We start from the raw sequence: 20,213 nt of genomic DNA on the forward strand, positions 1-20,213 counted from the left end.
CTTGATGAGCTTGATGAACTAATAGCATCCATTTCTCCGAATGAACTTATCGCGGTTGCACTGATTGATATTGATCATTTCAAGATGATTAACGATACCCTCGGTCATCAGGGTGGTGATTATGTTCTGGAGCAATACGGTCAGTGTTTGCGCAAGTTCGCAGGGTCAACGGCTATTTGTGGACGCTATGGCGGAGAAGAACTGATCGTGGTGTTCATGTCCGTTTCTTCTACAGAAAAACTGCTGGCTCACGTTACGAAACTACATGAACGTTTGCGTAATCCGATGATCTACGGTGTGTCTGAAGTAGTTGCGACCTGTAGTATAGGTTTAGCTGTTATTCTGCCTGGGGACACGACATCCACATTGATTGGACGTGCCGATCGTGCACTGTACAGAGGCAAAAAACGTGGAAGAAATTGTATTGTTGTCGCTGATTGAATGAAAGTAGCGAATTATAAAATGGTCGAATATCACATTTTTTGATCTGTTTTGTGTATCAAGATGTTGGAATTTTTTTGTACGTCTTTCTTTCGCTTGGTGATTATTGATGGCAACTAAGCGAAAGAAAGTAACCCATACCTTGTGACGATTAAATTTATGCAGCTTGGGCGGTAAGCTTGCTGATTAAAATCAGTAAGCAGCACCCTCTGTTGCAGGAAAAGATTCGGGTTGAGGATCGTTCCGGTTTTCCTCATCTTCCGGGGCAGATTCAGCGTCCTGTTTATAAGAAGCTCTGGCCCGGGCGGAGCGTTCCTGTCTTTCCTGCTGCGCCTGCTGTGCAGCCTGATTCATGGCATTGAGAATGCGGAAATAATGTTCTGCATGTTGGAAATAGGCTTCTGCGAGGACCCTGTCTCCACTGCTCGTAGCATCACGTCCCAGCTGAAGATATTTTTCGAAGAGCTGCTGTGCAGTGCCCCGAATGCGAACCTCTGGACCATTACTGTCAAATACATGATTACGATTAAGAGGTATCTGACCGTTCTGGTGGCGCGTGCCTCCTCCGCCGTTGCTTCCGCCGGGACGATGATTACGGTTGCGCATGCGCTTTATATTCATGGCGTTACCACGATGCCTTCTTGGTTTTCAATCGATTGGTCCTCTGGACAGCGAACTGAACCCCTGACTTATCCTCGCCATTATATTCTGAAGCGTATTCACACTTCATTTGGCAAGGCATCCAAGAGGTTTAGAGGGGCTATTGGTACGAACGGTATGAATGATAAGTTAACCGCTTCTGCCAATGCTGGAGCTACTTTGATCACAATAATGCGGTACATGCAAGGATAGATATGCAATCTGGGTGATAATATCGTTATCGTTGTAGATGCTGTGTCCAAATGAATATAGTATGGAGGAAGGGCGATGCGTCATAATGCTCTGATACGAAATGAGAAAAATGGGTCATAATCATCCTAAACCGGCCGGGATTGCTCAACGCCTGGAGCGAGTCTTGTCTCGCCTGCCTGATGACTGGGAAGTGCGTATCGAACGCTCTGGTGCGTCGCAGCAATGGCGAGCGATAACTCAGCCTGCTGGCACGAACGGGGTCTGGAGTGAGGATGCGGCTACTTTGATTGAGGCGCTTGAAGGTGCGTGGCGACTGAATCGAAGAATGCCATCTTTGGAATCAGAGTGTCTGAAACCCGCGCCAGATCATATACGCAGCGACGACAAAAATAATACTGGAAAAAATAGTTGTTAGCTGATCGCCCTTTTTACATAGAACCCTCGCACAATAACTGCCGCTGTAAGTGCCGATAATCCCACCCAGAATGAAGAAAATAGCCAAACCCCAATCTATGTAGCCTGAAAGGAGATAGCTTAACGCGGTGCTGAAACCAAAAGCTGCCACTGCCACCAATGATGTGCTTACAGCATTGATGATCGGCATATGAGTTGAGGCCATGAGGCCCGGCACAATCAGAAAACCTCCTCCAATGCCGAAAAAGCCTGATAACAGGCCCGTTCCTGTCCCAAAACTGGCAATTTTCACCATGTTTTTGGGAGTATAACTTGTTTTTTCACAATCAGTTTTACGACGTCCACGAAGCATCGTGATTCCCACGCCTATCATCAGGAAAGCGAATAAGAGCAGTAACTTCTGTCCGTCCATCGCTTTTCCTAGCCAGGCACCGCCTATGGCGCCTACCATCCCACACGGAGCAAATACGGCTGCACATCGCCATTGCACCGTCCCGCTGCGGGCGTGTTGTACCAATCCAGCAAGAGCGTTAACGGCTACAGCGAGAGCGCTTGTACCAATGGCAACATGAGGATCTTTCACGCCAACCAGATAGACCATAAGCGGGACGGCAAGGATTGAGCCTCCGCCGCCGATCAGTCCAAGCGTGAAGCCAACCGGCACACCGGACAAAATTTCCAGCGCTACATGACTCATACTAATTTGCATGTTTGCGGATATTGGATTTTCGCCAAGAAAGTCATGCTGATGACTATAAACCTTTTGGGCCCATTCCGATATGGAGGTGTTGGATCGTTAAATTGTCTTGGATATACTTGATAAATTCACCAGGAAATATGAGGTTATATTTTGTTGCCCATCAATTTTAAAAACATCTTACGTATTTGCGATTGAGGTATAACTATCAAAAAGGGGATGATGCCGTATTCATCCCTCCACACGATAAAAAAGTTTAAACCACAATAGTGCTGATGATGTAGTTACGCGGGGACGTCTTGATCTGTTCGTCGACGAGAAAGGGGCGGTCACGTCACAAATGCCGCCCTGATAGTAATCATATTTACCGACAGACTATTGTAGATGTTACATACGATTAATAGGAATCTTTATATAGCTTACACCGTTTTCTTCAGGCTCTGGTAGATGTCCAGCGCGCATATTCACCTGAACGGAAGGCATGATCAGATGAGGTAAGGAAAGGGTTTTGTCCCTGTTGGTTCGCATGGTGACGAACTGATCTTCTGAAATACCCTTATGAACGTGGATATTGTTTCGTTCATCGCCAATTGTTGTTTCCCACATGAAGTCATGGCGATCTGCCGTTTTATAATCGTGGCAGAGAAAAACACGTGTTTTATCTGGAAGAGAGAGGAGGCGTTGAATGGACCGATAAAGCTGGCGTGCATCACCGCCAGGAAAATCGGCGCGAGCGGTCCCGTAATCCGGCATAAAGAGTGTGTCGCCAATAAAAGCTGCGTCGCCAATGATGTAGACCATGTCAGCCGGAGTGTGTCCCGGTACAGACAGGGCTATGGCTGGCAATCTTCCAACCGAAAATGTCTCTCCATCATGAAAAAGTTTATCAAATTGTGAGCCATCACGAGAAAAGTTTTTTTCAGCATTGAAGATTTTGCCAAAAGCATCCTGCACATGAGTGATGTTCTCACCAATGGCAATCTTGCCTCCAAGCTTTTCCTTCAGCCAGACGGCGGCAGAAAGATGATCAGCGTGAGCATGTGTCTCCAACTGCCATTCAACAGTAAGTCCGTTCTCCTGAATATAGTTGAGAACCTGTTGTGCCGATGTGTTTTGTGTACGCCCTGATGCGGCATCGTAATCAAGAACACTGTCAATTATGACGGCTTTTTGTGTGACAGGATCATGAGCAATGTGAGTTGCCGTAAAGGTGGTCTCGTCAAAGAAGGTCTTCACGACTGGTCTAAGATCAGGATTGAGAATGGCGTGTTCGATTTGACGGGCCGCGGTGGCAAGATTGTCGTCTGACATGAAAAATCTTTCATGTTATAAAAGTGTTTTCGTAAAATACGCTTGCGCGATGCTTGCGTCAATCGAAACATGAATTCCTTTCCTTTTCGTATATTTACAACAAAAATATATAATTTTTATTGTTATGTGAATGGATTTGAGTAAAATTATCACTTTCAAAACAACATCTTTGCATTTAATGGTGATTTAATGTAAGTATTTAAGTTTTGTATTTATATAATATATTTAGTTTATTTAAATAAACAATTTTCTTATCTTGTGGTTTTTATAACGAAAAATTGTGTTGTCGCTTTGCAACATTCGCTGGAAATTGAGAGAAGAAGCGATCCCGCTAATATTGGAAGAGGGGGTAATTCGTAGTACGTCTCGGCGGGTCAAGGTGAGTTAGTGGTAATGAAAAAAATAAAAAAAATACCCCTCTCCGGTAACCGGGTGATTGCTGTTTCGCGTCGAAATGGCTGGATTGCGTGTGCTCCATTCTGGGTGCTGGCGGCTTCTTTTGCCAGTTCCACGGAGGTGCGGGCGGAAAAGCAGGAGATCGTACAGCGTTCGGAAGCGGATGTATCTGCTTCGGCGCAGAAAAAGGTTGGTCCTTATGATGCGCCCGCTCATGCAGCCCCCAAAAAAACGGTCATAACGCCGGCTCAGCGTCTCGATAGTCTGTTTGACACTGAAAGTATTTCGTCGCTGCTTAACAACAGAGACGACGCCATTCGCGAGCGTGATCTGTCTGCAGGTTATTATGTTCCTGCCCAGACGTTCGGTAACTTGGTGCCTCAGTTGCAGCCGTGGCGTAAGTGGATGCAGGACCGTGGGTTCAGCTTCCAGTTTGCCTACAAAGGTGAGGGGATTGCCAATACAGGCGGCGGTCTCTCCAAGGGTATGGATTATGCCCATGAACTGACACTCACCACGAGGTTTGATCTGGGTAAGCTTGTTGGGTGGAACGGCTGGATTCTGCATGCCGTCATGATGGAGCGTGCGGGACGTCAGGTTACAACTGATTATGTCGGCGACCATCGTATGCTGCTGTCGGAAGTCTACAGCCTGTCAGGACATATGGCTGCCCATCTGGCCGATATCTACCTTGAGAAATCTCTTTTCCACAACAAGGTCAACATTAACGTCGGTCGACTGACCCTGACGCACACCTACGCAACATCCGTTCTGCTCTGCACATTCATGATTCAGTGCTCTGCGCCTGTCGCTCTCAAATCGCAGGCAGGCTGGAGTGTGTATCCGAAAGCGACCTGGGGCGGCACAATTCGTCTGAGGCCGGTTCGAGATCTTACGTTGACGACAGGCGTATACGCTGCGGGACCGCTGACATCGAATCCGTCGGGATGGGCCTGGGGTGGTGAGGAGCATACAGGTGTCATGCTGCCGATCGAACTGGCATGGGAGCCGTTTCTCGGTAAAAAGAAACTCCCGGGCCATTACAAGATCGGTTTTGGGCACGACACAAGTCATTATGACGACATGCTTGGCAGTATTCCGGCAGCTTATAGGCATGATTATCTGGGGCATAATGGCGGCCCTCGCGATACATTCTACTTTGAAGCTGATCAGATGGTGTACCGTAAGGGCGGAGATCATCAGATGGCGGGTGGATATCTGCTTGCCGGGTATATTCATAATACCCCGAGCGTCTCGGTCTGGTCTGATCAGTTTTATGTCGGCGCGTCACTGCTCGGCATTCTTCCTTACCGTCCTTTCGACCGTTTCGGTGTGATGTATTCCTACTATCAGATCAGTCACAATCTGACGGAGGGGCAGCGCTTGCGTCAGATGGCGGGCATGTCGATGGGGCCGTATGTCAATGGTCCCCAGACGCACGCCGCCACGCTGGAAGCCTATTACGGTATTCCGGTTGTGCCCGGCCTCGTGATGCAGCCTGTGTTTGAATATATAATGCGTCCGGGAGAAACCTCGGTTATCCCCAATGCTATTCTGGGTGGTTTGAAAATTCTCGCTGCGTTGTAAGAAAATTGCCGCCCTGTTTTCCTGTGTAGTGGAGGGCAGGGTGCACGGACGGGATGTCGTGCGGGTTCTTTTCACAGGCAACCCTGTTTAGCTTTATTTGAAGTTTCGCATGGTTCTCTGTAGGGAGTGTGCTCTCTATTGTGACGGCGTGGTTCGATTATGGCTCTTCCTCTTTCCGCTCTTGCCTCTGATTCTGCCGGTGATGTTGCGCATCTGATTGAAACGGCTCTGACGCCGGTTTTCATGTTGTCAGGTGTGGGAACGCTGCTGAATCTGTTGAATACACGGGCAAGTCGTGTTGCAGATCAGATTGAAAAAGCCTCTGATCTGCTCACGGACGAAGAGGACAGCAAAGCCCGGCACAAGCTGCAGAAGCATTTCGTGCGTTTGCAGAAGCGTGTCATGGTTCTGGATATGGCCATCATGTTTGGCGGCCTTGCCGGAGCCATGACATGCGGTGCTGCTTTCGTGCTTTTTCTTGGCACCGTCAGGGATGCTTCGATTGCTCTATGGCTGGTAGGGCTGTTTGGGGCCGCGTTGCTCTGCACGATTGCGTCGCTGGCATCTTTTCTCGGGGACTGCTTTCTGTCGTGGGATAGTTTGAAAAAAGTTGGTCCACTCCCGAAAAGCGTTAAAAAATCGGATGGAAAAACAGCTTAACTGTAACCCGAAAAACAGTTCTTCTGTCTGCCAGTTTAAAAACGCCTTTTCCTTCATGACGGCAGAAGGAAAAGGCGTTTCTGATTTCAGTCGAACCGTTTGCCATTGATGATGGCATAACCGGGAATGTCCCAGGAACGACTGGTGCCTCTGTGTGTCCAGTCGATCCCCTGACTGCGCGGGGAGTCATAATAATAACGCCCTACAATGTCAGCCATGTCACCATCCCGCACCCATGGCCATTCCGGCGCATTGATTTCATCAAGGTTGCTGACTACGCGAATTGAAATGCCCTGTCCGACATTTACATAAAAATAACCATGCCAGCCGCTGCGTGTGTGTTTGGCTTTTTCCGAAACAGCGATGACCTGACCGCAGATATGAACAGGAATATCCTGTTTTTTTCTGCCATTTTCAAAGGCCTGCTGAGCCTCAATGAAACCGCTATTGTCACAGGTGGACGAAACAGTGCGCGCAAAAGATGAAGCGCTTCCCAGCGTAAGTGCGAAAAAGACCCCGGCTACAAGGGCTCCGGACTGTCTGGATGTTGCGATCATGAATTTTCCCTTGTTCTTTGACTGGATCGTATTGCGTGAGTGTGAAACGCACTGATGGCGTAGATGAGGCAGCTTGAGTTGTATGAACGGATTTTAACCAACCCCGATGCGGGCCGTGGCAAAATAGCGATCCACAGCATCCCGCATGGCACCAGCGACCATGGCCCGATGGCCGGCCTGACGTAGGGCGGCTTCATCGCTGCGATTGGACATAAAGCCCATTTCCACCAGCACCGAAGGAATATCGGCCGCCTTGAGCACGACGAAGGCGGCATGGCGGTGCGGATGCGACAGCAGCGAGATGCGCGACTGAAAGGAGGAAACAACCTGATTGGCGATCCGGGTCGATCCCCGGCGTGTTTCTTCCGAAACCAGACTGGCCAGTATCTGTTGCACTTCCGGTGATGTTGCATGGACATGTGGCCCACCGAAGAGGTCCGCGCTGTTCTCGCTCTGGGCGATCATGGCGGTCTGGGAGTCCGATGCGGCACCTGCAAGCGTATAAACGCTGGCGCCGCGGACGGCAGAGTCATGCAGTGCGTCGGCGTGCATGGAAATGAACAGGGAGGCCTTGTGCGCCTGCGCCATTTCCACGCGTCCTTCCAGTGGGATGAAGCGGTCACTGGCGCGGGTCAGCGCTACCCGATAGCGGCCTGTCGCCAGCAATTGCCGTTCCAGTTCGGCGGCGGCGGCTTCAGAGACATGCTTTTCATATGTGCCGGAATAACCGATAGCGCCCGGATCTTTCCCTCCGTGACCCGGGTCCAGCATCACCAGAGGTGGCGGAGGCGCTGCGCCTCTGATGATGGCGGGGGCATGGAGCGTATTCGTATTATGGACATGCGACGAAGTGGAAACGTGCGCACTTTTTCCTGTGCGGGCCAAAGCAACTTGCGGAAGCAGAGGCGCAAGGCTGGCGAGAAGAGCGGTTCTACGGGGCAGGGCGAGGCCCATAAGGCCGGATAGGGCTTCAGGAGGGAGTGGATCCGCTGCCTTGGCGATGCAACCCTGCCGGAATGATTTGCCGGGAAGCAGGTGGTGGGTCGGCACTGTATCTCCGTTATCCGGTTTCTGAGCCATGAACTGCGTCCTGAAAAAGGCTTGTGATGTTTTGCCACGCTGACGTTGGGAAGTCATTAATGAACGACGATTATGTCAGGAGAGTGTGGGGTTCGTTGCGGCTGCATTCACTCCCGGTTACATACAGTTGTATCCGATGGCTTGCGTACTCTGTTGGTTTCGGCCATGTTTGCGAGCATGTGGCCCGTCTGTGACGGTTATCCACGCTGCCCGGACCAAGGCAAGCCGTTTCTTCATCATGCAGAGAGCGGCTGCGTTTTGGGTCAGGCCTAATTTATACTGATCGACAAGGGCGGATGAGAGCAGGTCTGGACACACTGGCGGAACAAGGGAAGGGCAGGGAGCGTAAGTATCCTCTTTATGCCCCATTTCCGCTGTCAGTGATGGACTGTCATGCCGGCATCACTGTCTCCCGAGTGTCGCTCACGCCCGTTATCCCCGATCCTATAGTCGATTTGCCCGCAGCGCTCCCGCGCGGCGCCCATTTCCATGTTGGTTTGTTCCAATCTGGTTGGCTGCGCCCGTCTGGACGAGCGCCGGGCCACCGGAGTTTCCTTTTTTATGAACAAGCGTATGCTGATAGACGCGACGCACGCGGAAGAAACCCGCGTCGTTGTGATGGACGGGAACCGTCTTGAGGATTACGACGTCGAGGCTGCCAATCGCAAGCAGCTCAAAGGCAATATCTATCTTGCCAAGGTCATCCGCGTTGAGCCCAGCCTTCAGGCGGCCTTCGTAGAATATGGCGGAAACCGTCACGGTTTCCTTGCTTTCAGCGAAATTCACCCAGACTACTATCAGATCCCGGTTGCTGACCGTGAAAAGCTGCTGGCTCTTCAGGAAGAAGAACCTGCCGAAGAGGATCTGACAGACGAAGCCCCCGCGACGGATGAGACGGAGCAGGCTGAAGAAACCACCGGATCTGAAGAAAGCAGGGAGGAGACTTCCTCCGAGCAGACGCCAGATTATGTCGGCGGCGAGACTGACACCGGCGAAGAAGCCATGGTGCAGAAGCGCATGGCCCGTTTCCTGCGCAGCTACAAGATTCAGGAAGTCATCCGTCGTCGTCAGGTCCTGCTGGTGCAGGTCGTTAAGGAAGAGCGCGGCAACAAGGGCGCAGCCCTGACCACCTACATCTCGTTGGCCGGACGCTATTGCGTGCTGATGCCCAACGCCCTGCGTGGTGGTGGCGTGTCGCGCAAGATCACCTCGGTCGCTGATCGCAAGCGGCTCAAGGACATCATCGCGGATCTCCAGCTGCCGCGTGGCATGGCCATGATCGTGCGCACAGCTGGAGGGCAGCGGCCCCGTCCGGAAGTGATGCGCGATTGTGAGTATCTGCTGCATCTGTGGGACGAGATCCGCGAACACACCCTCAATTCGGTCGCACCGGCGCTGATTTACGAGGAAGCCAGCCTCGTCAAACGGGCGATCCGTGACGTCTACACCCGCGATATCGATGAAATTCTTGTCGATGGCGAACAGGGCTGGCGCGCAGCCCGCGACTTCATGCGGATGCTAATGCCGCAGAGCGCCCAGCGGGTGAAGCTGTGGCGCAAGGAAAACCAGCCCCTCTTCAGCCACTATCAGGTTGAAGGCCAGCTTGACGGGATGTTGTCGCCGACGGTCCAGCTCCGTTCGGGTGGTTATCTGGTCATCAACCAGACGGAAGCGCTGGTGGCGATCGACGTCAACTCGGGGCGTGCGACACGCGAGCGCAATATCGAGGAAACGGCGGTCAAGACCAACCTCGAAGCTGCTGATGAAGTGGCGCGTCAGCTCCGTCTGCGTGATCTCGCCGGTCTGATCGTCATCGACTTCATCGACATGGAATCCCGGCGTCACAATGCTCAGGTCGAGCGGCGTCTGAAGGATGCCCTGCGTCATGACCGCGCCCGCATTCAGGTGGGAGGAATCTCTCACTTCGGGCTGCTGGAAATGTCGCGCCAGCGTCTGCGTCCTTCCGTCGCTGAGTCGGCCTTTGTGCCATGTCCGCACTGTCAGGGCACCGGTATCGTGCGCGGTATCGAGAGTTCGGCCCTGCATGTGCTTCGTGCGGTTGAGGATGAGGGTGGTCAGCGTCGTGCGGCGGAAATCGTCGTATATGTTGCTGGTGAGATTGCGCTCTACATTCTCAACAACAAGCGCGACTGGCTGACGGCCATTGAGACACGTCACAAGATGCACGTGATCTTTTCCGCGGATCAGTCTTTGCCTGCGCCGCAGATCCGGATCGAACGTCGTCGTGCGCAGACGGCCCGCTTCGATGCGCCTGCGATTGCTGCCCCTGCCGAAGATGAGAACGCTGCGTCGGACCGTCATTCCTCGGCCCGGAAGGATGGGGCTGCGTCGACAGAGACGCGCACAAAGGTCATCGCCATCAGCGATGAGCCACCCGCTGTAGCAAATGAAGCCCGTGATCCTGCGGCGGCACAGAAGGATGAGCGTGGTGAAGGTGATGGCACCGGTCGTCGTCGTCGCCGTCGTCGCCGTCGTCGTGGACCGAGAGAAGAGGGTACGGCGGAGACACGCAACGCAGAAGGCGTGACGGCTGAAAGCACAGGCGAGCAGCCTGTTGCCGAAGAAGACCCCTATGCGGACAGCGTGCCTGCACCTGCGGCGGAACCGAATGAAAATCTGGTTCCGGGTCGTAACCGCACCCGTTACTCTCGCAAGACGCCTTCTGCTCCTCAGGCACAGGCACGGACGCCTGCTGAGCCGCGTCAGACAAACGAGAGAAGCCAGCCCGCCAAAACACCGGCTGCTTCCGGCTGGCGTGGACCGACACCGGCAGATCCGTTTGGCGGTAGCTTTGATATCTTCGACATCATGGATCAGGTCGATTTTGAAGCATCGTCTGAACCGAAGTCTGCGCCAGCACCCAAGCCTGCTGCTATCGAGGTAGAGAGTGGTGAGACTGACCATGCCGTGAAGGCGGCTGAGGTCGAGGTCACTGAAGGTGAAGAGCCTGTGCAGGAGGCCCGTCCGGCACGTCGTCGTAGCCGCGGACGTCGGGGCTCTGGTGCTTCCAGAAACGCCGTGGATACTGCGCAGGGTGTGCAGCAAGAGCCGGTTGAAGCGAAAGACGCTGAGCCTGCTTCTGCGCCGGAAGCGGAACCAGAGGCAGCAGTCGAGGAAAAACCTGCTCCGCGTGGTCGCCGCCGGACACGTAGAAGCACGGAGGCAACTCCGGCCACTGAAGCGGCTGAGGTTGTCGAATCTTCCCCTGCAACGCAGGAAGAGGCTCCGAAAAATGATCGGAAGCCGGTCGTGGTCGAGCCGAAGATCATTGATGAGGACACACCTGTGGCAAAGCCGCGCACAGGCTGGTGGCGTCGTTAAGCCGTTCTCTTCTGAGACGTAGCTAATGGAAACGGGGACGAGGCAGATGCTTCAGTCCCCGTTTCTGTCTCTTGCGGGTTGAGCGATGAACGCCCATGTTCACGAAATGGCCACTCGCTCCCGATCCTCCCTTGAGGGAAATCCCGCCCTTCTGTTCCAGCCTGAGCGCCAGCCTCCCAAGGAGAAGCGCTTCCGCATGGAAGTGGTGTCAGAGTATGAGCCCGCCGGTGATCAGCCGACGGCAATCCGTGAACTGTCCACTGGTGTGCAGGACAATCTGCGGGATCAAGTTCTGCTTGGTGTGACCGGTTCCGGTAAGACCTTCACCATGGCGAAGGTTATTGAGGCCACACAGAAACCGACGCTCATTCTCGCGCCCAACAAGACGCTGGCAGCCCAGCTCTATGGGGAAATGAAGCAATTCTTTCCCAACAACGCGGTCGAGTATTTTGTCAGTTACTACGATTATTACCAGCCGGAAGCGTATGTGCCGCGCTCTGATACGTACATAGAAAAAGACAGCCAGATCAACGAACAGATTGACCGGATGCGGCATGCGGCCACGCAGGCGTTGCTTGAGCGAAATGACGTCATCATCGTCGCGTCGGTTTCCTGTATCTACGGTATCGGATCGGTTGAAACCTATTCCCGCATGGTCGTGCGGCTGGAAGTCGGCGGTGAAATCGACCGTGACAAGCTGATAAAAGGGTTGGTGGAGCTCCAGTATCGACGCAACGATGCGGCCTTTGTGCGTGGTGCGTTCCGTGTGCGGGGAGAGAGCATTGATATCTTCCCGTCCCAGAACGAGGACCGTGCCTGGCGGGTGTCCCTGTTTGGTGACGAGATCGACCAGATTATCGAGTTTGACCCGCTGACGGGTGAAAAGACGGCCGATCTTCAGGAAGTAAGTCTGTACGCCAATAGCCACTATGTCACGCCGCGTCCGACGCTCAATCAGGCGATTGTAGGCATCAAGCAGGAGCTGAAGCAGCAGCTCGCGAAATTCATTGAGGACGGCAAGCTGCTGGAGGCAGAGCGTCTGCAGCAGCGCACGACCTTTGATCTGGAAATGCTGGAAACAACCGGCGTCTGCAAAGGCATTGAGAACTACTCACGCTATCTGTCAGGTCGTGCCGCAGGTGATCCGCCGCCGACATTGTTCGAATACCTGCCGGAAGATGCCCTGCTGATTGTAGACGAAAGCCATGTGACGGTGCCGCAGATTGGCGGCATGGAGCGGGGAGACCATGCGCGTAAATCCGTGCTTGCCGAGTTTGGGTTCCGTCTGCCGTCCTGTCTCGATAATCGTCCGCTGAAATTTGAGGAATGGGAGGCCTATCGCCCTCAGACGCTTTTTGTCAGTGCGACGCCTGGTCCCTGGGAGATGGAGAGGACAGCTGGTGTTTTCAGTGAACAGGTTATTCGTCCCACGGGTCTGATTGATCCTGTGACGGAGGTGCGTCCCGTCGAACGGCAGGTGGATGATCTGCTGGCTGAGTGTCGGGAAACGATCGGCAAGGGAGGGCGTGTGCTTGTCACTGTGCTGACCAAGCGCATGGCCGAGGATCTCACGGAATATCTGGATGAGGCCGGGATCAAGGTTCGGTATCTGCACTCGGACATTGATACGCTCGAACGGATCGAGATCATTCGCGATTTGCGGCTTGGCGCTTTCGATGTGCTGATTGGAATCAACCTTCTGCGTGAAGGTCTGGATATTCCGGAATGTTCGCTTGTTGCGATTCTTGATGCTGACAAGGAAGGTTTTCTGAGATCGAAGACGTCCCTGATTCAGACCATTGGCCGTGCTGCCCGTAACATTGACGGACGGGTGCTGCTGTATGCGGATCGCATGACTGACAGCCTGCGTTACGCCATTGAGGAAACGGCGCGTCGTCGTGAAAAGCAGTCTCTCTGGAATACCGAGCATGGCATCACGCCGCAGGGCGTGCGCAAGCAGATCGGTAACATTGTCGGTTCCGTGTTCGAACAGGATTATGTGACCGTCACGCCGACGCAGGGTGCTGAAGCCGACGAGTTTGTCGGCAAGAATCTCGATCAGACGATTGCCGAGCTTGAAAAGAAGATGCGTGCGGCGGCTGCTGATCTCGAGTTCGAGACGGCGGCTCGCCTTCGTGATGAAGTCAAACGACTTGAAGCCCTGCAACTGGGCATCGAGCCACCACCACCGACAGCGCCGCGTCAGAGGGCGGGTGGTAGCCGGAAAAACAGTGCGCCTGTACCGCTCGGTCCGGGTGGAGGCGGCTACGATCCCGAGAAAAAACGCGGGAGGGCGAGGGGGCGTAGTAAGGCGAAATAAAGAGCTGGTGGCGTTGTCCGTCACCAAAGGCAACGTCTCGTCAGTGTTTGAAAAAATTCCTTACGGAAACGGGAAATTTCGCCCTGATTTTGCCTTAAATGAGGCTTCCTTTAGTATCAGAAACTCGCCTCTGCCCCGCCGGGTTATTGGATGGACAGATACAAGGGGAAAATTCCTCATGAATCATATAATGAATCAGGAAAAACCTGATACCTCGGTCTCACCACTTTCCGGAATCGCGCGTCTTAGGCGTAAAACGGCTCGTCTCTGTGCAACCTGCGCAATGGGCGCTTGGGTTGTTCTGGGGGCAGTGCCGTTTCTGATCATGCTGATCGAGCTGATCTGACAAAAAACGGAACCAGAAGGGCGGGACAAACTGTTGCGAAAAGAAACGCGTCAGTCCGCCCTGCTATCGGGTTGCCGCAACGTAGGCTGTCCGATCAGATAGCCCTGAATTTCCTCACATCCATGCGCTTCCAGAAAGCCAAGCTGCTCTTCGGTTTCAACGCCTTCTGCACAGCAGGTCATGTTCAGGGCGTGAATCATATAGAGCGTGCAGCGGAGAACCGTTTCGACCCGGCTGTCGACCCCGACGCGGCGTACGAATGAACGATCCAGCTTGACCTGATCGAAGGGGTAGTTGGTCAGACGTTCCAGCGCCCCGAAGCCAGTTCCGAAATCATCCAGAATAAGCCGGACGCCCATGCCTCGGATTCTCGCAAGTTCCTTGCGGGCAATGTCGAGAGAGCCGAAATCGCTTTTTTCCGAGAACTCAATCTGAAGACGGAGAGGGTCAAGACCGCTTGTCTCAAGAGCTGAACGGATTGTCGTGGCGACCCGTTCTGTCGCGAGCCATGATGGGGAAACATTCACACTCAACCCCAGCGGCTCTTTCCAGTTCTGGGCCTGATGACAGGCTGTGTGCAGCACCCAAGAATCGATATCTTCGATCAGGCCGGCCTGTTCGGCGCAGCGGAGGAATTGTGCCGGATCGACATCGCCGTGATCGGGCCGTTTCCAGCGTAAGAGCGCCTCGAAGGTGACAACGTGCTCTGTTCCGGTCTCAAGAACCGGAAGCCAGTTCAGAGTGAAGGCATTGTCGATCAGCGCCTGCCTAAGGTCACTTTCCATGCCGACTTCATCCGCATGGGCATGTGCAATCTCCGGGGCAACCCGGTTGATCAGGGGGCCTGCACGGAGCCCTCTGATACGGGCCAGAGCTGCGTTCGCGAAGCTGACCAGCGTGTGTGTATCCGGCGCATCGAACGGGTAACAGGCCCAGCCAATATACGGTTCGAAAGGAAATCCGTCCTTGGGGGCGATGACTTCATCCTGCATGCGTCTTAGCAGATCATTTGCAAGAGTTTCCGCCTCCGATACGTCCTTTTCGACTGGGATCACGATGGCGAAGCTTCCGCCTCCCAGATGCACAGTAAAACAGCGGGCGGGGATAAACTCGCGGATCAGCGAATAAGCTCTTTCGATGAGTGCATCGGAAGCGGGCCAGCCATCCCGGTCATTGATGGGTCTGATCTTGCCAAGATCAAGCCGGAGAAGTGCCAAGGGCGTGGAGGAAGAAATTTCTGTCGGCGAGATGCGTGTATCGAGATACCGTGTCAGATCAGATATCTGTCCCGTATGACTGACTTTTTTCCGGATTTCAGGAGAGGTAATGTTGGCTGTCAGCGTCGCCAGTCTGGTGAGTGCCGGGGACGGAAAAGGCTCCGTGCCGCTGTTCAGGCACAGCACCAGCACCTTGTGGCCGTCTTTCGATCCAATTGGTTTGCTGGCCCAGGAACGAAAGCCATGAACAGGCTCAGGGAACAAGCCAGCCTCTACCCCGCCCTCAGCGGACAATCGCGCAGTGGACAGCTTCAATGCCTCAATCAGGGAGGAGGCTGTAAAGGTTGTTTCATGATCCGTGCTCAAACACAGGATCTTCGGTGACGAGCCTGTTTCGAGTATAATGGCGGCTTCACAAGGCAGCAGCTGCGGCAGGAGATGGCACAGGGCGCTGCCAGATACATCCGGGGCGCTTTTGTCTGCCTTGTTATCACTCATCGAAATCATGGCCTTTGCCAAAAAGGCTGACGAGAAAGAACGGCTTCTCGCGTGCCTCTGTATTGAACCTTCTCTGTGGTAACAGAGGCCTGTAAATCTAAAATTAATGACGAAATAATCAAAAGTTAGACAGCTCTCTTGTGTGGGTTATGCCTGTAAAATAGAAGCAAAGTTATTTTTTTTAAACAAGGATAGAAGACAGAGAATATTTTCGGGCACATCGTGTTGCCGTTTCATCTGTCCCGAAAGCGTCTCTGCTGTCTGACGGGCAAGAACGAGCAGCGTGCCGATATCGATGTCGCAATTCTCCGGGTCAGCCAGCCTGAAGTCCGGAAGGCCTGACTGGCGTTTTCCGGTTGCGTCACCACCGCCTCGGATACGGAAGTCCTCATCGGCGATGAGGAAACCGTCTTCCGTTTCCCGCAGCAGACTCAGGCGCTGACGGGCGACCTGTCCCATTTCGCTTCCATGTAGCAGCAGGCAGAACGACTCGGCAGCGCCACGTCCGACCCGTCCGCGGAGCTGGTGCAACTGCGCGAGTCCGAAGCGTTCCGCGTGTTCGATCACCATGATGGTGGCGCTCGGCACATCCACGCCCACTTCGATGACGGTCGTGGCCACCAGCAGCTTCGTACGTCCTTCGGCAAAGTCGGTCAGCGCCGCTTCACGCACGGCAATATCCTGTTGTCCGTGCGCCAGCCCCACACCGAACCGCTCTCCGAACCGTTCGGCCAGCGAGATATGCCGGGCTTCCGCCGCCGCGATGTCCAGAGCCTCGCTCTCGCTGACAAGCGGACAGACCCAGAAAATCCGTGCGCCCGACTTCAGCGCCCGTTCAAGACCGGCAAGCACGCCCTCGAAAGAGTCTGGTCCATGCACGGACGTCCGGATGGGCTTGCGACCAGCGGGCTTGCTGTCCAGACGGCTGACTTCCATCTCGCCCCACTGCGCCAGCAGGAGTGTGCGCGGAATGGGTGTGGCGGTCATGACCAGCATGTCCACGGCGTCGCCCTTGGCGCCGAGCGTCAGACGCTGTCCGACGCCGAAGCGGTGCTGTTCGTCCACCACGGCCAGCGCCAGATCATGATAATGAACGGCGTCCTGAACCAGGGCGTGCGTGCCCACAATCAGAGAGGCGGACCCATCCGCAATGGCGGCAAGAGCCTCGCGTCGGGCTTTGCCGCGCACTGAACCAGAAAGAAACACGACCGGAACCGGAGAAAGCCGCTCAAACGTCGCGAAATGCTGGCGGGCGAGGATTTCCGTGGGTGCCATGATCGCCGCCTGCGCCCCGGCCTCGGCAGCCCGGAGCATCGCCAGAAGCGCCACCAGCGTCTTGCCCGCACCAACATCGCCCTGAAGCAGACGTACCATGCGACGGGGAGCCGCAAGGTCGATGTCGATTTCCCTCAGCGCCTTCGACTGGGCGGAAGTGAGGGTGTGCCCGAACCGCGCGAGGGCTTCCCGACGCAGATGGCCGTCGCCTTTCAGGGACCGTCCGGGCCGTGACCGATTGGCCTCCCGCGCCAGAAGAGTGGCGATCTGGTCGGCCAGCAGTTCATCCGCCGCCAGCCGCTCGCGTGCCTTGCGACGGCTCTCCCGCCATGTCTCGCCGTCCTGAAACTCCGGCACATCGCCGGGGAAGTGGATCCAGAGCAGCGCTGTCCTGAAATCGGGCCAGTTGCGCTTTTTCACGACAGCCGGATTCTGCCATTCGGGCAAACCGTTCGGCACGCGGGCAAAGGCGCGGCGCATCGCGGCCCGCACCTGACCGCCGAACAGACCGGCCGTCAGCGGCCAGACGGGATCGAGCGGAGGAATATGATCGTCGGCTGAGACGAAATAGTCGGGCGTGTTCATGACCTTTCGGCCATTGAACAACTCGATGCGACCGGACACCTGCATGGCGGCATTCAGGACGGCGCGTTTGGCCATCCATTTCGAGAAGAAAGCGATATCGAGCGTGCCAGTGTTGTCGGCAAGTGTGACCGTCCGCGGCTGACGTCTGTGCGCCGGTTCGGATATCCGCGTCACCGTTCCCGTCAGCGTCACGATCTGGCCGGGATCAAGGGCTGCGATCGTTGAGCGACAGCGCCGGTCGATGACGTTTTCCGGCATCAGGAACAGCAGATCAATGATCCGGCTACCGCCAGAAAGCCGCGACAGCAGCTTGACCGTCGCCTCGCCAATGCCGGGGAGAGCGGTCAGAGGTTCCAGAAGCGGCGCGACGCAGGCAGGCGGCTGCACTGCCTCCGTTTCTTGCGGGGCAGGCATGACCTCACCCGCCCGTGAGTGGGTCTGCGGGCGAACTGGTCTGGACACGGGCGGCGCAACGGCCTTTCTTGTCGGGCTGACAGGCATCAGTCATGAGGCTATAGGACACCACAGCCATGGAACAAAACGAAACCGTATCTGCCCCGGAATCAGCGCAGGGCTCTGAAGCCGATCTTGAGACACGGCGGCGACGTCTCGTCTTCCGGGCGCGTCATCGCGGTACCTTTGAGACCGACATTCTGATTGGCGGTTTTGTCGATCGAAACGTCGATAAAATGGACGCAGCCGACCTCACTGACATGGAAGCCGTGCTGGAAATGCCTGACCCAGATCTATCGGACTGGCTGTTCGGGCGTCTGCCTCTGCCGAAAGAGCGCGAGACTCCCATGCTGGTGGCTATGATCAAGGACTGCCGGGCGCAACGCGGCGAAGACTGAACTTTTTCTCTCTGACTGATGGACCTCTCCCTGATGGACGCGGACGCACGCAACACCCGGACAGCCACCACAGCCGCGACCACCGTCTGGGGTGCGCCGGATGGTTTTGATGCGCTCCTGCTGGTCAAGCGTGCCCGTGAACATAACGGGCCGGTTCTCCATGTCGCCAAGGACGATGCCGCGCTCAATCGGCTTGGTGAGGCATTGGACTACATGGGGGAGAAGACGGAGGTTCTGCGCTTTCCGGCATGGGACTGCCTCCCGTATGACCGCGTTTCTCCCAATCCGGTTCTGATCGCCGAGCGTGTCGCCACCATGACGCGCCTGCTTGAGCCGACAAAGGCGAAAGGCGGTCGGATCGTTCTCACCACGCCTGCGGCCCTGATGCAGCGTGTGCCGCCACGTTCAGCGTTTGAAGGTCAGTCGCTTGACGTGGCTCAGGGCGAAAGTCTCGATCAGTCCTTTCTGATCGAACTGCTGATCGCCAACGGTTACACCCGCACCGATACAGTGATGGAGCCGGGCGAATTCGCCTCACGCGGCGGAATTTTCGACCTGTTTCCGGCGGGACAGCCCGAGCCGGTTCGTCTCGATCTGTTCGGCGACGAGGTCGAGAACATTCGCTACTTCGACCCCGGCACCCAGCGTTCCACGGGCAAGGCCGAGCGGCTGACGCTCCGTCCGGTGTCCGAGTTTTCGCTCGACCCTGACAGCATTTCGCGTTTCCGTTCCGCATGGCGCGACCAGTTCGGGCAGGCCGCTGCGACGGATTCGCTGTATGAGCACGTCAGCGAAGGGCGTCGCTATACCGGCATCGAACATTGGCTCCCGCTGTTCCATGCGGACATGGAGACGCTGTTCGACTATCTGAAAAATCCGGCCATTTCGCTCGATCATCAGGTGGATGAATCTCTGGCGGCGCGTATGGAGATGGTGCAGGACCATTATGAAGCGCGAAAGACACCGCCGCGTGAGGGAGAAACGCCCTATCGCGCCCTGCCGCCGCATCTGCTGTATCTCGACCGCAAGGGCTGGGACGCCGCGCTGTCACGTTTCCCGGTCACGAAATTCAGTCCCTTCGCCAAGCCGGATGGCGCGGAGGGGATCGATGCGGGCGGTCGTCCCGGCATCATGTTCGCCAAGATGGCCCCGCAGGGCGAGCGTGAAAAGGTCTTCGATCTGATCGCCGATTACGCGCAGCAATGGGCGCAGACGAAGCGTCGCTGTTTTGTCGCGGCGTGGACCAAAGGCTCCCGTGAGCGGATCAAGACGCTGCTCATGGAACATCGTGTGGCGGTCGAGACGTTCGATAGCTGGGATGCCGCCAGCAAGATGAAGGCGGGGCCTGTCGGATTGCTGATCTTCGGCATTGACCGAGGTTTTGTCGGCGATGATATCGCCATCGTTTCCGAACAGGATCTGCTGGGTGAACGCATTGGTCGTCCGCCGCGCAAGCGTCGGCGCGCTGATGAACTGATTTCCGAAGCTGGCGAGATCACCGAGGGCGATCTGGTTGTCCATCAGGACTACGGCATCGGGCGTTATGACGGGCTGGAGACGGTCAGCGTTGGCGTTGCGCCGCATGACTGCCTGCGCCTACTCTATGACGGCGGCCAGAAACTCTATCTGCCGGTTGAGAACATCGAACTGCTGAGCCGCTTTGGCTCGGATCAGGCCGGTGTGGCGCTCGACAAGCTGGGTGGCGTGGCGTGGCAGGCCCGCAAGTCCAAGATGAAGGAGCGCATCCGCGACATGGCGGGGGAACTGATTCGCACGGCCGCCGC

At 55.4% G+C, this 20,213-nt stretch carries 14 protein-coding genes and 1 pseudogene; 8 read left to right on the forward strand and 7 right to left on the reverse strand.

Going from position 1 to position 20,213, the window contains the following annotated elements; translation table 11 throughout:
• Positions 1-441 (forward strand): GGDEF domain-containing protein (locus tag B3759_RS15620; RefSeq protein ID WP_291367357.1); only part of this gene is annotated, 441 nt, incomplete at its 5' end.
• Between the two features lie 192 nt (positions 442-633).
• Here B3759_RS15620 and B3759_RS15625 read toward each other — a convergent pair.
• From B3759_RS15625 to B3759_RS15635, 3 genes are all read right to left on the reverse strand, one after another.
• Positions 634-1,062 carry a DUF4167 domain-containing protein gene (locus B3759_RS15625; protein WP_349679305.1) on the reverse strand — a complete coding sequence of 143 codons (429 nt, stop codon included), beginning with the start codon at positions 1,060-1,062 and terminating at the stop codon, positions 634-636.
• A gap of 571 nt (positions 1,063-1,633) precedes the next feature.
• Entirely contained in the window at positions 1,634-2,416 is a 783-nt protein-coding gene (locus B3759_RS15630) for a sulfite exporter TauE/SafE family protein (RefSeq protein WP_291367359.1), read from the reverse strand.
• Positions 2,417-2,791: 375 nt separating this feature from the next.
• A complete protein-coding gene (locus tag B3759_RS15635) occupies positions 2,792-3,715 on the reverse strand; it encodes an MBL fold metallo-hydrolase (protein ID WP_291367361.1) in 924 nt (307 codons plus the stop codon).
• Between the two features lie 393 nt (positions 3,716-4,108).
• Between B3759_RS15635 and B3759_RS15640 the strand changes: the two genes are divergently transcribed.
• The gene (locus tag B3759_RS15640) at positions 4,109-5,698 is read left to right on the forward strand and encodes a carbohydrate porin (RefSeq protein WP_291367363.1); all 1,590 of its coding nucleotides are present in this window, start codon (positions 4,109-4,111) and stop codon (positions 5,696-5,698) included.
• Positions 5,699-5,857: 159 nt separating this feature from the next.
• A complete protein-coding gene (locus B3759_RS15645; RefSeq protein WP_291367365.1) occupies positions 5,858-6,358 on the forward strand; it encodes a DUF2721 domain-containing protein in 501 nt (166 codons plus the stop codon).
• Between the two features lie 86 nt (positions 6,359-6,444).
• On the opposite strand, the gene B3759_RS15650 is transcribed toward B3759_RS15645, so the two are convergent.
• Together B3759_RS15650 and B3759_RS15655 are read right to left on the reverse strand one after the other, a co-directional pair.
• A complete protein-coding gene (locus tag B3759_RS15650; RefSeq protein WP_291367367.1) occupies positions 6,445-6,915 on the reverse strand; it encodes a hypothetical protein in 471 nt (156 codons plus the stop codon).
• Between the two features lie 93 nt (positions 6,916-7,008).
• Positions 7,009-7,869, reverse strand: a complete 861-nt coding sequence (locus B3759_RS15655; RefSeq protein ID WP_291367447.1) for an N-acetylmuramoyl-L-alanine amidase family protein — start codon at positions 7,867-7,869, stop codon at positions 7,009-7,011.
• A 687-nt stretch (positions 7,870-8,556) separates the two neighbouring features.
• On the opposite strand from B3759_RS15655, the gene B3759_RS15660 reads away from it, so the two are divergent.
• The 3 genes from B3759_RS15660 (at position 8,557) to B3759_RS15670 (ending at position 14,003) form a co-directional block, all read left to right on the forward strand.
• On the forward strand, positions 8,557-11,337 hold the full coding sequence (locus B3759_RS15660) for an Rne/Rng family ribonuclease (protein WP_291367369.1): 2,781 nt from the start codon (positions 8,557-8,559) through the stop codon (positions 11,335-11,337).
• Positions 11,338-11,443: 106 nt separating this feature from the next.
• On the forward strand, positions 11,444-13,657 hold the full coding sequence (gene uvrB / locus B3759_RS15665; protein WP_291367371.1) for an excinuclease ABC subunit UvrB: 2,214 nt from the start codon (positions 11,444-11,446) through the stop codon (positions 13,655-13,657).
• A 178-nt stretch (positions 13,658-13,835) separates the two neighbouring features.
• Positions 13,836-14,003, forward strand: a complete 168-nt coding sequence (locus tag B3759_RS15670; protein ID WP_291367373.1) for a hypothetical protein — start codon at positions 13,836-13,838, stop codon at positions 14,001-14,003.
• A gap of 50 nt (positions 14,004-14,053) precedes the next feature.
• On the opposite strand, the gene B3759_RS15675 is transcribed toward B3759_RS15670, so the two are convergent.
• Together B3759_RS15675 and recG are read right to left on the reverse strand one after the other, a co-directional pair.
• The gene (locus B3759_RS15675) at positions 14,054-15,718 is read right to left on the reverse strand and encodes a GGDEF domain-containing phosphodiesterase (RefSeq protein ID WP_291367375.1); all 1,665 of its coding nucleotides are present in this window, start codon (positions 15,716-15,718) and stop codon (positions 14,054-14,056) included.
• Positions 15,719-15,865: 147 nt separating this feature from the next.
• Positions 15,866-17,992, reverse strand: a complete 2,127-nt coding sequence (recG, locus tag B3759_RS15680) for an ATP-dependent DNA helicase RecG (protein ID WP_291367377.1) — start codon at positions 17,990-17,992, stop codon at positions 15,866-15,868.
• A gap of 116 nt (positions 17,993-18,108) precedes the next feature.
• On the opposite strand from recG, the gene B3759_RS15685 reads away from it, so the two are divergent.
• Both B3759_RS15685 and B3759_RS16960 read left to right on the forward strand, forming a co-directional pair.
• Positions 18,109-18,429 (forward strand): succinate dehydrogenase assembly factor 2, encoded by a 321-nt coding sequence (locus B3759_RS15685; protein WP_291367379.1) that lies wholly within the window; start codon positions 18,109-18,111, stop codon positions 18,427-18,429.
• Positions 18,430-18,462: 33 nt separating this feature from the next.
• Positions 18,463-20,199: pseudogene (locus B3759_RS16960) on the forward strand (CarD family transcriptional regulator); the annotation flags it as partial.
• Between the last annotated feature and the right edge of the window lie 14 nt (positions 20,200-20,213).

This window comes from Acetobacter sp. UBA5411 (assembly GCF_002409645.1).
In the GTDB taxonomy this organism is placed as follows: Bacteria; Pseudomonadota; Alphaproteobacteria; order Acetobacterales; family Acetobacteraceae; genus Acetobacter.